The organism is Palleronia marisminoris (genome assembly GCF_900172315.1).
Classification (GTDB): Bacteria; Pseudomonadota; Alphaproteobacteria; order Rhodobacterales; family Rhodobacteraceae; genus Palleronia; species Palleronia marisminoris.
This window is the reverse complement of record NZ_FWFV01000001.1, coordinates 258,854-272,697: the sequence shown is the minus strand read 5'-3', so window position 1 is coordinate 272,697 and position 13,844 is coordinate 258,854. Positions and strand designations below refer to the sequence as shown.

Here is a 13,844-nt window from a genome sequence, read left to right as displayed (position 1 = left end):
CCCCTCAGTAGCGGCGACGCAGGCCGGGAACAAGCGCCCGCAGCGGTCGCTCAGCCCGCCGCGTGGCGCTCGAACCGCCCCGGGTGAGCCTTGGATCCCGGCGTCTTGACATCGTGTCGTGCAGCGACAGGGGCATGAGGACATTGGCCTCGGGATAATCGGAGCCGACCGTGCCCTCGCAAATTTGGAACCGGATCACCGAAAGCGCGCCGAGCCGCCGCTCGATCCCGTCTCCGGCGTCACCCACAGCGAAGGCGGGTTGCACCGTGCTGATCGCCGTGTCGACCCCGACCATCGCCTCCGTTGCCGCCGCCGAGGAGGCCGACATGACCCTCGTGGCCCTGGCGCGCGGCAGAGCGTACGAGGTCTTCACCCACCCACCCGCACCGCATCGCATCGCTTGGGGCCTGTCAGTCGCGCAACGCGTGAAGCGCCCGGGCCAGGTCGATCGCGCCGTCATACAGCGCTCGTCCTGAAATCGCGCCCGCGATCACGCCGGTGTCTCGCAGCGCCGTGAGGTCGTCCATCGAGGAAACGCCGCCCGACGCGATGACCGGGATCGAGACGGCCCTTGCCAGTGCCTCGGTCGCGGCGACGTTCGGGCCCGCCATGGCGCCGTCGCGGTCGATGTCGGTGTAGATGATCGCCGCCACGCCGGCATCCTCGAAGCTGCGGGCAAGGTCGGTGACCTGCATGTCCGTCTCTTCGGCCCAGCCGCGGGTGGCGACCCGGCCGTTCCGCGCATCGAGGCCCACGGCGACCTGCCCGGGATGTTTGGCGGCAGCTTCGCGCACGAGGTCGGGGTTTTCGACCGCCACCGTGCCCAGGATCACCCGCGCGAGGCCCTTGTCGAGCCACATGTCGATCGTCTCCATGTCGCGGATGCCGCCGCCCAACTGGCAGGGGACGTCCACGCGCTTCAGAATCGCCTCGACCGCGGCGCCGTTCACCGGTTTGCCCTCGAACGCGCCGTTCAGGTCCACGAGGTGCAGCCACTCGCAGCCCGCCTGTTGGAAGGTCACGGCCTGGGCGGCTGGGTCCTCGCCGAACACGGTGGCCGCGTCCATGTCGCCGCGCAACAGGCGCACACATTGGCCATCCTTGAGGTCGATGGCGGGGTAGAGGATCATGGCGCTCTCCAGGGATCAATGTCGCCCGCCTTCTGGCACCGGGGCGCCTGCTTGCCAAGCCGACCCAACGTCACGCTTTGTCGGGCGCGCGGAATGGGCAAGCATCGCCGCGGTTCTCATGGGAGGAGACAGACATGAAACGCACGCTCATCGCCCTCGCTGCGGGTTTCGCGGTCGCCGGGATGGCAAGCGCCGACCCGATCGAGGGGACTTGGCAGACCCAGCCCGACGAGGGGCGCGTCGGCCATATCCAGGTCACGCCATGCGGAGACGGGTTCTGCGGCACCAAGGTCCGCACCTTCGACACCAGCGGCGCACCCGTTCAGTCGCCGACGGACGGAGTGCAGATCGTCCGGTCGATGGTGCCGCAGGGCGACGGTCGCTACACCGGGCAGGTCTACCGGCCCGCCAACGAGAAGGTCTATTCGGGCAAGGCGGCGGTCGATGGCAACCAGATGACCCTCTCCGGATGCGTCGCCGGGGGCCTGATCTGCAAGAGCCAGACTTGGGTGAAGGTCCAGTAGCAGGCGGAACGACACGCGCGGCATGGTGTTGGTCCGGTAACCTGACAAACAGGAACGAGGACCTATGCCATGCCCATCGTGCAAACCGCAGACAAGACAGAGCTTTACGTCAAGGACTGGGGCGAAGGCCGCCCCGTCGTCCTGATCCACGGCTGGCCCTTGAACTCGGACAGCTGGGAGCATCAGGCCCTCGCCCTGACCGAGGCCGGCTTCCGCGTGATCTCGTACGATCGCCGCGGCTTCGGCCGGTCGGGCCAGCCCTTCAAGGGCTACGACTACGACACGATGGCCGACGACCTGGCAAGCGTGATGGACGCGCTCGACCTGCGCGACGTTACGCTTGCGGGCTTCTCGATGGGGGGCGGCGAGGTCGTGCGCTACATCTCGCGCCATGGCACGTCGAAGCTACGGCAGGCGGTGCTGATCTCGTCCATCGCGCCCTACATGAAGAAGGCCGACGACAACCCGAAGGGCGTGGCCGAAGAGGTCTTCACCCAGATGAAGGACGGGGTGAGGAAGGACCGCGCGGCCTTCATGAAGGACTTCTTCCCCGGCTTCTTCGGCAACGACAGCAAGGGCGGCGGCGTGTCGGAAGCGGTGCTGCACTGGGCATGGGCCATGGCGATGATGGCATCGCCCAAGGCGACGCTCGACTGCATCGACGCCTTCGGCCACACCGACCTGCGCCGGGACATGAAGGCGATCGACGTGCCCACGCTGGTGGTGCACGGAACCGGAGACGCCGTGGTGCCGATCGACACGTCGAGCCGCGCCGCCGCCAAGGCGATCAAGGACGCCACGCTGAAGGAATACGAGCACGCGCCCCACGGCCTTCTCGCCACCCATGCCGAGCAACTGAACCGCGACCTGATCGACTTTTTGAAAGCCTGAGCCAGGCATGCGGCGTGCGAGCGCCGCAAGCCGCCTACATGAAGCCCAGTTCAAGCCGCGCTTCATCGGACATCATGTCCATGCCCCAGGGCGGCTCCCACGTCAGTTCGACATCCACGTGCTTGACCCCGGGCAGGGGTTCGATCGCCTCGGCGACCCAGCCCGGCATCTCGCCGGCGACGGGACAGCCCGGCGCGGTGAGGGTCATGATCACGTTGACCTCGTTCTCGTCGTTGACGAGGATCGTGTAGACGAGGCCGAGATCGTAGATGTTCACCGGGATCTCGGGGTCGTAGACCGTTCGGCACGCCGCGACGATCTGCTCGTGCAGCGGGTGGTCGGTCGAGGACGGCTTGATCAGCGGCGCCCCTTCCAGCTGGTCGGACATGCGTTTCCCCTTCGTCTGCTCGAAATGACATAGGAATTGCCGGCCGGACAGTCCAGAGGGTCAGTCCGACATGTCGCCGATCCCGGTGTCGGGCAGCATCCGGCGGTCCGTCTCGGATTCGAGCCGCTGAGCCTCCTTCATGATGCGCTCGCCCATGTCGCACTGCGTGGCCCAGACCTTGTTCGCATCCTCGACCCGGTACTGGAAGCGGACCGTGATCCCGAAGGCGTCATGCCCGAGGACCAGCGCCTTGCAATCGTCGTCCCTCGTGACGTCGGGATGGTCGTCGGCGAGGTCGAGGAACGCCTCCCGGATCGCGTCGACATCGGCATGCTGGTGCAGGGTCATCTTGTTCCAGCAGATCTTGCCGCCCGATTCCATGGACCAGTTCTCGAACTTGTCGCTGATGAAGTGGCTGACCGGCACGACGACGCGGTTGTCGTCCCAGGTATGCAGCTGGATATAGGTGAAGTGGATGCGCTCGACCGTGGCGAAGACGCCCTCGAAGATGATCAGGTCTCCGATCCGGGCCGAGCGATTGATGGCGATCTGCAAGCTCGCCAGGATGTTGCCCAGGACATGCCGCGCGGCGAAACCGATGATCAGCGTGAGGGCGCCGGCCGAGGCCAGAAGCGAGAACCCGAGCGAGCGGAACGCGTTGGCCGAGGACAGCACGATCCCGAGCCCCACCAGGCACCCCAGCAGGATCGTGGCCCGCCGGGCCGCCGTCATGACCGTCGCGTAGTTGCGGACGGTCGAATTTTCGGGGTCGGACAGGCTGTCGGCGTCGAGCGTGACGATGCGGTTCAGCGCGGTGTCCAGAAGCGACATCGTGAACATCAGCACCGCGATCACATAGGCGATCAGGGTCGCCGGCGTCAGCACCGAGGCGACCTTGCCCGACACGGTCAGCACCTCCAGCGCCAGGGCGAGGATGACGGTCGTCGTCACGATGATGATCAGCGGCCACCTGATCGCCCGCAACGCCACGCGGGACCAGTAGCCGGTGGCCCGGCGCGACAGCATGGCGAAGACCTTGTAGGTGAGCCATCCCGCAATTCCTGCCGCGATCAGGACGAGGGGAAGGCCGATCGCCTCGAACACCCGCGGACCGAAGAAGGTCTCGCGCTTGAGCCAGCCCGGAAGGCTCTTCTCGAGCTCGGTGGGGCCATATTGATCGTAGAGCGACGGGATCTGCGAGACGGTACGCTGCGAGAACACCCAGACAGGGTCTCCGTCCTCGGGCTTGACCCGGTTCAGGCGGATCGCCGCCTCGCGGTCGCCGTCGTCCAGCACGCCGATGAGAAGGGATCGGCGCGGCTCTCCGGACATGGCGGCCGAGGAGGCTTGGCCTGCGTTCAGCGCATCGGGCCGTCCAAGGAGTTGCCGCCACGAGATGATCGCCCGCCGGTCCAGCACCGCGTCGAGATGGGCGGCGAGGGTTGCGCCGCGCTCAAGCTGTTCTTCGGGCGGGATGGCGGTCAGGTCGAGCATGTGGGCGGCAACCTCGGGCGCGTTCGAGCTCATGGCGTCGAGGAAGCTCTCGACCGCTCCCTGCGGGGTGCGGCGGTCCACCCAGTCCGGCGGCGGGGGCAGCCCATCGTTCAGGGTCTCGACCGGGAACCAGGTGCCCGGCGGGCTATCGCCCGATGACGAGGAGCCGGAGCCGCCCCCGGATTGCGATGATCCGCCGCCGAGCGGCTGTCCCACGGCGGGCAGGCAGAACAGGGCGGTCAGAAGGGCGAGGGCAGCGGCGCGTAGAATGGTCATGGCGCGTGATATGGCGCGCCGCGCCGCAAAGTCCCGTGGCAGGGCGCCTAGCTCTGGCTCGATCTACCTCGTTTGCGCGCGGGCGCGGGGCGGGCGCGTTTCTCGATCATGTCGTAGAGCGCGCCGCAGAGGTTCTTGCCGCTCGCCGTCTCGGCCCCCTCGAAACCCGGAGAGCTGTTGACCTCGAGCACCTTCGGACCGTCATCCGACCGCAGAAGGTCCACGCCCGCCAGCCCCAGCCCGAAGGCGCGGGCGGCGCGGATCGCGGTCTCGCGCTCGGCCTTGGTGATCTTCACGGCAGAGGCGGTGCCGCCCATGTGCAGGTTCGACCGGAACTCGCCCGCCGCCGCGCTGCGTTTTATGGAAGCCTCGACCCGGCCACCCATGACGATGCAGCGAATATCCTCGCCATTGGCCTCTTTCACAAACTGCTGGACGAGGAAGTTGGCCTTGAGGCCCCGGAAGGCCGAGATGACGCTTTCGGCGGCTTTCTTGGTTTCGGCCAGTACGACGCCCTTGCCTTGGGTCGACTCGAGCAGCTTCACGATCACGGGCGCGGAGCCGACGATGTTCATCAGGTTCGCCGTGTCCTTCGGCGACGAGGCAAATGCGGTGACCGGCATCCCGATCTTCTGGCGGGCGAGCACCTGGTGCGCGTGGAGCTTGTCGCGGCTGGCGGTGATCCCGGCCGAGCCGTTCAGGCACCACGTCCCGATGGTCTCGAACTGGCGGACGATGGCCGTCCCGTAGGGCGTGATCGAGGCGCCGACGCGCGGGATGACGGCGTCGTAGCGGGGCAGGCGCTTGCCGTCGTAGTAGATGTCGGGCGCCATTGCGTTCAGCGTCATGTAGCAGCGCAGGGTGTCGATGACCTCGACCGTGTGGCCGCGCTTTTCCCCCTCTTCCACGAGGCGGCGAGTCGAATACGTGTCCGGCTCGCGGCTGAGGACGGCGATGCGCAGCGACCGGTCGGGCGCGACCTCGCGGACCTTGGCCGAGGAATAGACGTCGTAGGTCAGCTCGGGCTGGCAGAAGCTGTCCTGCGGGGCGACGACGGCATCCTCGGGGATGCCCTGCCGGCCGATCAGCATCCGGTATTGCATCGATCCGCGGTCGGTCAGCGTCAGCTCGACCGGCCAGGTGCGGCCGTCCAGTTGGAGCTTGCTCTCGATCACGTAGCGCAGTTCGGCCTCGCCGTTGGACGAGGTCACCTCGCGGCGATCCACGACCGGGGCGGAGCAGGCGATCGCCAGCTCCGGCTTCTGCGGGACCGGGTACATCAGGAACCGCACCTTCGGATTCGAGGCGGGGCCGAAGGGCTCGATCTCGAACGCATGCAGCGCCGAGGTCTTGGCACCGGTATCGACCTTGGCCTTCAGCGCGGGCAGCCCGAGATCGGGCAGGGCGACCCATTCTTCCCAGCCAAGGCGTAGCGGTTCGGTCATGCGTCAGCTCTCCTGCTTCGGTCGCAGTAATTCGGTCCGGGGGCAATTGCGCGAAGCCGCCGCTCCCCGCAACCCGAGATACGTATTTTGGATCACAACGGTGCGACCGCGTCGTGGGTTCGACTTGCCCGGGATCGGGTGCTTCCCATCCAGCCCGCGGCGGCGTAAGTCCCGCGCCCATGACCGAGTTCCACTTCACGCTCCATGCGACCGATGGTGCCGCCCGCACGGGCCGCATCGACACCCCCCGCGGCGAGATCCGCACCCCCGCCTTCATGCCCGTCGGCACCGCCGCCACGGTCAAGGCCATGCTCCCCGAAAGCGTCCGCGAGACCGGCGCCGACATCCTGCTGGGCAACACCTATCACCTGATGCTGCGCCCCGGCGCCGAGCGGGTCGCGCGCCTGGGTGGGCTGCACCGCTTCATGAACTGGGACCGGCCGATCCTGACCGATTCCGGCGGCTTCCAGGTGATGAGCCTTGCCGAACTGCGTAAGCTCGACGAGGACGGCGTCACGTTCCGCTCGCATATCGACGGCTCGAAGCACCGGCTGAGCCCCGAGACGTCGATGGAGATCCAGCGGCTTCTGGGCTCGGACATCGTGATGGCCTTCGACGAATGCCCCGCGCTGCCGGCCGACCGCGAACGCATTGCAAGTTCCATGCGCCTGTCGATGCGCTGGGCCGCCCGCTCGCGCGCCGCTTTCGGGGACCGTCCTGGCCACGCGCTGTTCGGTATCCAGCAGGGTGGGCTCGAGCGCGACCTGCGGGCCGAGTCTGCCGAGGCCCTGCGCGAGATCGGGTTCGAGGGCTACGCCATCGGCGGCCTCGCCGTGGGCGAAGGGCAGGAGGCGATGTTCGGCTGCCTCGACTACGCGCCCGGCATGCTGCCCGAGGACAAGCCGCGCTACCTCATGGGCGTGGGCAAGCCGGATGACATCGTGGGCGCCGTGAAGCGCGGCGTCGACATGATGGATTGCGTGCTGCCCTCACGCTCGGGGCGAACGGGGCAGGCGTGGACGCGGCGCGGGCAGGTGAACATCAAGAACGCCCGCCACGCCGACGATCCGCGTCCGCTGGACGAGCATTGCACTTGTCCCGCCTGCCGCAGCTATTCGCGCGCCTATCTGCACCACGTGTTCCGGGCGGGCGAGATGATCTCCGGGATGCTGCTGACCTGGCACAACCTCCACTACTTCCAAGAGATCATGGCCGGGATGCGCGCGGCCATCTCCGAAGGCCGCTTCGCCGCGTGGGAGGCCGACTTCCACGCCACCCGCGCCGAGGGCGACATCGAGCCGCTTTAGGCGTCGCGCACCCGCCAGTGCAGGGGCATACCGGGGTCGAAGACGGTGACCGGGCCGTCCCCGGTCTCGATCGCGGCGGGGTAGATGACCGGCTCGCCTTTCTCGAGTGTGATCGTGCCCTCGTTCACGGGCAGGCGGTAGAAGGCCGGGCCATTGAGCGAGGTGAACGCCTCGAGCCGGTCCAGCGCCCCCATCATCTCGAACACCTCGGCCAGGATCGACAGGGTGTTCGTCGCGGTGAAGCACCCAGCACAACCGCAGGGCTGCAGCTTGGCGTGATCGGGGTGCGGTGCGCTATCGGTGCCCAGGAAGAACGAGGCATGACCGGTGATCGCCGCATCCACCAGCGCCTGACGGTGGGTCTCGCGCTTGGCGACCGGCAGGCAGTAATAATGTGGGCGGATGCCGCCGGCGAGGATGTGGTTGCGGTTGATGACGAGGTGATGCGCCGTGATCGTGGCGGCAAGGTCGGAGCCGCCGTCGGTGACGTAGTCCACGGCCTCGCGCGTCGTCACATGCTCCATCACCACGCGAAGACCGGGGATGTCGCGGCGGATCGGGTCGAGGATGCGGTCGATGAACACTGCCTCGCGGTCGAAGATGTCCACGTCCGGATCGACGACCTCGCCATGGACGAGCAAGGGCAGGCCGATCTGCGCCATGGCCTCGAGCACGGGACGCACTTTCGCGAAGTCGCGCACGCCGGAGGCCGAGTTCGTCGTGGCGCCCGCGGGATAGAGCTTCACCGCCGTGATCAGCCCCTCCTCGGCCACGGCCCGCAGGTCCCGCACCTCGGTCTCCTCGGTCAGGTAGAGCGTCATCAGCGGCTGGAACTTCGCTTCGGCGGGCGTGGCCGCGAGGATCCTGTCGCGGTAGTCGGCGGCGTCGGCCCCGGTGACCACGGGGGGCACGAGGTTCGGCATCACGATGGCGCGGGCGAAATGGCGCGCAGTTTCGGGAAGCACGGCCTTCAGCATGGCGCCGTCGCGCAGGTGAAGATGCCAGTCGTCGGGGCGGCGTATGGTGAGCGTGTCCATGGCGCCCCGATACGACGTCCCGCCTTGCTCGTCCATCCGTGGCGCAGGCTCGATCCATCTGGATGGATGCAAATTGTTCTTATAATCCCCATCCCCATTCGTGAGGTTTGACGTTATCCGGAGCGAAGCACGCGGCCCCGGCGCGAGGAGTCGTCCTCTTGGACGTGATACATCGGCATCTCGCGACCCAGGATGTGGGGCGCGGCCAACTCTGGGCGCTCGTTCCGGGTGACAGAGACCGCGTGTCGTGCTTCTTCCCGGCTGGGTTTCCCCAGCAGGCGATCACCAACACCGATGGGTTCGTCGTGGAAGAGTTGCGCTCGATCGGTTCCGGCGTGCAGGTCATCGGCCGCGCGGGCCGAGTCGGTGAGGGTCGCGTTCTGCCTTTGGTCGGCGACCGTCGGACGGGTCTTGCGACCAATCCCGAGCGGCAGTTGTTCCGCAGCCTGCGGACGGCGCTGACACAGCGGATGGCCGAGGATGATCGGGCGTTGCGGGACTGGCTCGTCTGGCACGCGCATCACCATGGGCTCGAGGCCGCGCTCGTGGTGGATCGCAGCGGCGCCAACCCGGCGGCGGTGGTCGCGCGGCTTGCGGCGCAGCCGGTCGAGGGCATCGCGCGCGTGATGATTCTGACGACCGACCAACCCCTTGGCCGACCGGGCGAGGGGGACGAGCGACTGCCCTTCCACGCCCCCGACGCGCCAGGCAAGGACCGGATGCAGGTGCCCGCGCCCGATCCGCTGCGGGCGCCCTTCGGCGAAATGATCCTCTACGAGCTCTGCCGCGCGCTCTATCTCGGCGAGGCGCGGGGCGTGCTGAACGTGGACGTGTCGGACCTGGTCACGCCGGGGCAGCCGACGGTGTTCGAGATGGCCGAGGCAAGTCCGCGGGGCGTCGTCATGCTGGCGGGCCGGCGCATCTATCCTTGGGGCGTGGACGACGCGGCCAGCCTGGGCTTCGCCGACCACATCTGCGAACGGTTCGACGGCGCGCCGGGCAATCCACGTTGGTGCATCGCGCCCGATCAGCTGCCCGACGGCGCGGTCTGGCGCATGGTGCGCATCGGAGGCGTCGATGCCGGCGACCGCGCGCGCCTCTACTGGCGATGCACCGGATTGCGTCATCCGACCGCCAGGATCAGCGAGATCGTTCCCAAGACCGCGCTGGTCGAGGATGCGCTCCTCCTCGCGACGCTGCCCGCCTTCTTCGGCGGCACCCCGCAGCGCCCGCCGACCGAAGAGCTCAAGCCGGCGGCGCAGCGTTCCACCAACGTCACCGGCATCGTCACGACCATGAAGAACGAGGGGCCGTTCATCCTGGAATGGATCGCCTATCACCGGGCGATCGGGGTCGACACGTTCCTCGTCTACAGCAACGACTGCACCGATGGCACGGACAGGATGCTCGACCTGTTGCAGACGAAGGGCATCCTCCAGCACCGCGAGAACCCGTTCCGGAAGACGGACCTCAAGCCGCAGCACGCGGCGCTGCAAGCCGCCGATGCCGAGCCCGTTATAAAGGCGCTCGACTGGGTGGTCTGCATGGATTGCGACGAGTTCATCAACATCCACATCGGGGAGGGTCGTCTGACGGATCTTTTCGCCGCGGTTCCCGACGCCAACATGATCTCGATGACGTGGCGGCTGTTCGGCAACGGTGATGTCGACGGATTCCGCGATGAGCTCATCACCGAGCGCTTCACCTCCTGCGCGCCGCAGTTCGCGCGAAAGCCGCATCAGGCCTGGGGGTTCAAGACGCTGACCCGCAACACCGGCATCTTCAAGAAGCTGGGCGTGCATCGCCCCAAGGGCCTGAAGCCGCAGCTCGTCGGGCATGTGAACTGGGTGAACGGCTCCGGCGAGCCGATGCCCGAGACCGAGTATCGCAATGCCTGGCGCTCGACCATCGGGACGTACGGCTACGACCTGGTCACGCTGAACCACTATGCGCTGCGCTCGGCCGAGAGCTTTCTCGTCAAGCGCGACAGGGGGCGCGTGAACCATGTGGATCGCGACCAGGGGCTGAACTACTGGTTCCGCATGAACTTCAACGCGGAAGAGGACCGCTCGATCCAGCGGATGCTGCCACGGCTGCGGGAGGAATACGACCGCCTCATGGCCGACCCGGAGATCGCGGCGCAGCACCGGGCCTGCGTCGCCGCACACCGCGCCAGGATCGACGCGCTGCGCCGGACCGCGAAATACGACGACTTCTACCGCGAGATCACCGGCGAGCGCCTGCGCCGCCTCAGCCGGATGCTCGAGCACTTCGGGTCGAACGTCTTTCTCGCCGGTCCCGACGTGATCCCCGACGAGGTACTGGACTTCGCCGACCGTCCCGACTTCTTTTTCACCATTCCCGACGCGCAGGTGCCGTCGGAGGCTGCGGCCCGATGACACTTCCTGAAATCGGCTCGCTCTGGGTTGGCGCGCAGCTGACATGGCTCGAACAGCTCTGCTTCAAAAGCTTCGTGGATGCGGGGCACGCGGTGACACTATTCACCTACGAGGACGTGGCCGGCGTGCCCGACGGCGTGCGGATCGCTCCGGCGAGCGACATCTTGCCCGCCGAGAACATCCTGCGGCACGCCAGGACCGGCTCGCCCGCCTATCACGCCGACATCTTCCGCCTGCACCTGATGGAAGGGACGGACCTGATCTGGGCCGATGCCGACGCCTATTGCGTGCGCCCTTGGGAGGTGGCCTCTGACGCTCCGCTCTATGGCTGGATCGCGGGCGACGTGGCGCAGGTCAACAACGGCGTTCTGCGCCTGCCCAAAGGGTCCGAGACGTTGCGCCGGATGTCCGAGTTTGCCGCCGACCCCTGTCCGATCCCGCCTTGGCTGCCCGCGGCGCGGCAGGATGAGCTGAGCAGGGCCAAGGCTGCGGGGCGGGGCGTCCATGTTTCCGAACTGCCCTGGGGCGTGCTGGGCCCCGATCTGCTGACGCATATGCTGCGCGAAACCGGCGAGATCGCTCATGCGAAGGCGCCGCAGGTGCTCTACCCGGTGCCGTTCGACGACACGCACCACATGCTGAAGGACAGACGCCGCGAGGAGGTGGCGGCCCGGATCGGGGAAGAGACGCTGTCGGTGCATCTCTGGGGGCGGCGGTGCCGAAACGTGCTGGCCAAGTTCGGGGGGCAACCGATGTCCGGGTCCTGGCTTTCGGGTCTACTGAAGCGGCACGGGATCGACCCTGAGCCCACGCGCCACCTGATCCGCTACCGTCCGCCCAGCAAGGCCAAACGGCGGGCCGACCTGCCCGACGCGATCGACTTCTCGATGTTCACGGACCAGGACGTGGCCAACCTGATCCTGCAGCGGTCGGAGGTGATCGACTCCGGGTCCGCCGTCCGTGCATGGGCCACGGGGGACGATGCCCCGCTTCTGGACCTGGCGCGAAGGCATCGCGAGACCGTGTTGTCGATCGCGCTGGAACGGCTGCGGACGGAATGCGAGCGCTTCGTGGACGCGGTGGACGAGGATCCGCCGGCGCGGATCGCCGATATCGGCTGCGGATACGGTTTGGCGAGTCTGGTGCTCTATCACCGCTACGAGGCCGAGGTGCTACTGATCGACATCGAAAGCGCCGCGGACCGGCATATGGGCTATGCAGATCGCGGGGCGGGCTACGCCGACCTGTCCACCGCGCGCGCGTTTCTCGAAGCCAACGGCGTACCGGCGGAGCGCATAATCACGCTGAACCCGAACAAGGTGCCTTTGGACAACGCGGGGACGGTAGATCTCGCGGTCTCCCTTTTGTCCTGCGGATTCCATTACCCAGCAAAGACTTACGAGACATTCTTCGGCCGGCAAGTGAGGCCGGGCGGGCGGATCGCGATGGACATCCGGAAGGGCTCGGGTGGGATCGCCTACATGCGCCGCTTCGGTGCGGTCCAGATGTTGGAGAAGACTGGCAAGAGCGCTGGGATCCTCGTGCGGAAAGAGGCGGTTAACGCATGAGGCTCACTCAGGACGAAATCCGTGACATCCTTGGCGCGCTGGATCGCGACGAGGTCGCCCGGGTGGCGGACCTGAACGGTACGACACCAGAACTGACGGCGGCTCTGCAAAAGCGGTTCGGCTGCAAGGTCGATCTCGTCGCCATCGGGGCCGAAGGAGAGCGCGAGGCGGTGAGCGATGGCGATCTCGCGGCCTACCGTGCCGCGGTTGCTGGGTGCGGTGGCGTCCCGGAGGCGATCCGCGGGACCAGCCCCGACAAGAAGGTGCATCCGTATGATGTGATCGTGACGCTGGGTGGATTTGGATCATCTTTGAAGATCAAGCACCTGCGAGGGTTCCTTCAGGCGGCGCTGCATGGCCAGAGCCGCTTGGTCCTCGACATCAAGCTCGGCTCCGGCAGTTACCCGTTCCTCAACGGGTTCGGCACCTGCCATACGCTGATCGAGCCGGCACAGCACCGCCCGGGCCGCGCGATCATGTCGGCAACGTCGCCCAGCAGCAATTCCGGGCAATGGTCCGCGATTGCCCGCGATCTGGCAGGGGCTCGGGGGTTCTTCCACGATTTGGGCGAGCACTCGATGCTGTTCCAGGACCGGTCCGAAACGTTGGTCGTGACCTTCGACAACCTCGACATCGCGATGGAGAAACGCGACGAGCGTCGCCCCTGGGGCTATTCCTTCATCGAGGCGCAGGGCTGGTCGATGCTGGGTGTCATGGCCGACGGCTGGACGTGGTTCCGCGACGTCGCGGTGGACGAGGCGTTCCTGCGCCTGTCGCGCGACCGGTTTTTCGACCGTTTCTCCCGCGTGATCTTCTACGGTGCCAGCATGGGCGGCTACGGCGCGGCGGCATTCTCGGCCGCGGCGCCGGGATCGACGGTGTTCGTGACCTCTCCGCAATCGACGCTCGACAAGGCAGTCGTGCCTTGGGAGATGCGCTACAAGACCGCCTGGGGGCGCAATTTTTCCGGCCCGTTCGGTGATGCAGCCGCCGCGTCGCGGACTGCGAAGGCCGTGCATCTTCTCTATGATCCCTATGTCGCCGCGGATGCTGCACATGCCGCACGATTTACGGGCAGGAACGTCCTACACTGGCCTTGTCCGCTGCTGGGGCACCGGCTGGGTTCATCGCTGCACCAGATGGGCGCGCTCAAGGAGATCACGGTCGCGGCGATCGAAGAGCGTCTCGACCGGCAGAGCTTCTACCGACTGCTCCGCAAGCGACGCGATCTACCCCGATATCAGCGCGAGCTCGTGCATCAGGCGGTCGAGCGGGGGCACCCGGAGCTGGCGTTGAAGGTCTGCAATCACGTGCTCGCGCGGCGCGAGGACAAGGCGCTGTCCGGGATCGCCCGGCAGCTGAAGAACCTTGCCTGAAGCTCGGCG

General features: G+C 67.1%; 13 protein-coding genes. 7 read left to right on the top strand and 6 right to left on the bottom strand.

Going from position 1 to position 13,844, the window contains the following annotated elements; translation table 11 throughout:
• Window positions 1-4: 4 nt before the first annotated feature.
• The gene (locus PAM7066_RS19235; protein ID WP_245749578.1) at window positions 5-328 is read right to left on the bottom strand and encodes a hypothetical protein; all 324 of its coding nucleotides are present in this window, start codon (window positions 326-328) and stop codon (window positions 5-7) included.
• Between PAM7066_RS19235 and PAM7066_RS19230 the strand changes: the two genes are divergently transcribed.
• Window positions 267-476 carry a formate dehydrogenase accessory sulfurtransferase FdhD gene (locus tag PAM7066_RS19230; RefSeq protein WP_306456054.1) on the top strand — a complete coding sequence of 70 codons (210 nt, stop codon included), beginning with the start codon at window positions 267-269 and terminating at the stop codon, window positions 474-476. The genes PAM7066_RS19235 and PAM7066_RS19230 overlap by 62 nt on opposite strands.
• Here the strand turns inward: PAM7066_RS19230 and hisA are convergent.
• Window positions 411-1,130 (bottom strand): 1-(5-phosphoribosyl)-5-[(5-phosphoribosylamino)methylideneamino]imidazole-4-carboxamide isomerase, encoded by a 720-nt coding sequence (gene hisA / locus PAM7066_RS01305; RefSeq protein WP_085852309.1) that lies wholly within the window; start codon window positions 1,128-1,130, stop codon window positions 411-413. The genes PAM7066_RS19230 and hisA overlap by 66 nt on opposite strands.
• Before the next feature lie 134 nt (window positions 1,131-1,264).
• On the opposite strand from hisA, the gene PAM7066_RS01300 reads away from it, so the two are divergent.
• Window positions 1,265-1,654 (top strand): DUF2147 domain-containing protein, encoded by a 390-nt coding sequence (locus PAM7066_RS01300; protein WP_085852308.1) that lies wholly within the window; start codon window positions 1,265-1,267, stop codon window positions 1,652-1,654.
• Window positions 1,655-1,723: 69 nt separating this feature from the next.
• Window positions 1,724-2,545, top strand: a complete 822-nt coding sequence (locus tag PAM7066_RS01295) for an alpha/beta fold hydrolase (protein WP_085852307.1) — start codon at window positions 1,724-1,726, stop codon at window positions 2,543-2,545.
• 34 nt (window positions 2,546-2,579) lie between these two features.
• Here PAM7066_RS01295 and PAM7066_RS01290 read toward each other — a convergent pair whose 3' ends face one another.
• The 3 genes from PAM7066_RS01290 to rimK are packed head-to-tail and all read right to left on the bottom strand — an operon-like array spanning window position 2,580 to window position 6,148.
• The gene (locus PAM7066_RS01290) at window positions 2,580-2,933 is read right to left on the bottom strand and encodes an SUF system Fe-S cluster assembly protein (protein WP_085852306.1); all 354 of its coding nucleotides are present in this window, start codon (window positions 2,931-2,933) and stop codon (window positions 2,580-2,582) included.
• 60 nt (window positions 2,934-2,993) lie between these two features.
• Complete coding sequence (locus PAM7066_RS01285) at window positions 2,994-4,703, bottom strand: mechanosensitive ion channel family protein (protein ID WP_085852305.1); 1,710 nt, start codon at window positions 4,701-4,703, stop codon at window positions 2,994-2,996.
• 47 nt (window positions 4,704-4,750) lie between these two features.
• The gene (gene rimK / locus PAM7066_RS01280; protein ID WP_085852304.1) at window positions 4,751-6,148 is read right to left on the bottom strand and encodes a 30S ribosomal protein S6--L-glutamate ligase; all 1,398 of its coding nucleotides are present in this window, start codon (window positions 6,146-6,148) and stop codon (window positions 4,751-4,753) included.
• Window positions 6,149-6,327: 179 nt separating this feature from the next.
• On the opposite strand from rimK, the gene tgt reads away from it, so the two are divergent.
• On the top strand, window positions 6,328-7,455 hold the full coding sequence (gene tgt / locus PAM7066_RS01275; RefSeq protein ID WP_085852303.1) for a tRNA guanosine(34) transglycosylase Tgt: 1,128 nt from the start codon (window positions 6,328-6,330) through the stop codon (window positions 7,453-7,455).
• Here tgt and pyrC read toward each other — a convergent pair.
• Entirely contained in the window at window positions 7,452-8,492 is a 1,041-nt protein-coding gene (gene pyrC / locus PAM7066_RS01270; protein ID WP_085852775.1) for a dihydroorotase, read from the bottom strand. The genes tgt and pyrC overlap by 4 nt on opposite strands.
• Before the next feature lie 164 nt (window positions 8,493-8,656).
• Here pyrC and PAM7066_RS18470 point away from each other — a divergent pair, with 164 nt between their 5' ends.
• The 3 genes from PAM7066_RS18470 to PAM7066_RS01255 are packed head-to-tail and all read left to right on the top strand — an operon-like array spanning window position 8,657 to window position 13,835.
• On the top strand, window positions 8,657-10,891 hold the full coding sequence (locus tag PAM7066_RS18470; protein WP_245749574.1) for a glycosyltransferase family 2 protein: 2,235 nt from the start codon (window positions 8,657-8,659) through the stop codon (window positions 10,889-10,891).
• Window positions 10,888-12,459: a class I SAM-dependent methyltransferase gene (locus PAM7066_RS01260; RefSeq protein ID WP_085852302.1), complete on the top strand. Its 1,572-nt coding sequence runs from the start codon at window positions 10,888-10,890 to the stop codon at window positions 12,457-12,459. Before PAM7066_RS18470 ends, PAM7066_RS01260 begins: the two co-directional genes overlap by 4 nt.
• Window positions 12,456-13,835: a hypothetical protein gene (locus PAM7066_RS01255; RefSeq protein ID WP_085852301.1), complete on the top strand. Its 1,380-nt coding sequence runs from the start codon at window positions 12,456-12,458 to the stop codon at window positions 13,833-13,835. Before PAM7066_RS01260 ends, PAM7066_RS01255 begins: the two co-directional genes overlap by 4 nt.
• Window positions 13,836-13,844 lie beyond the last annotated feature (9 nt).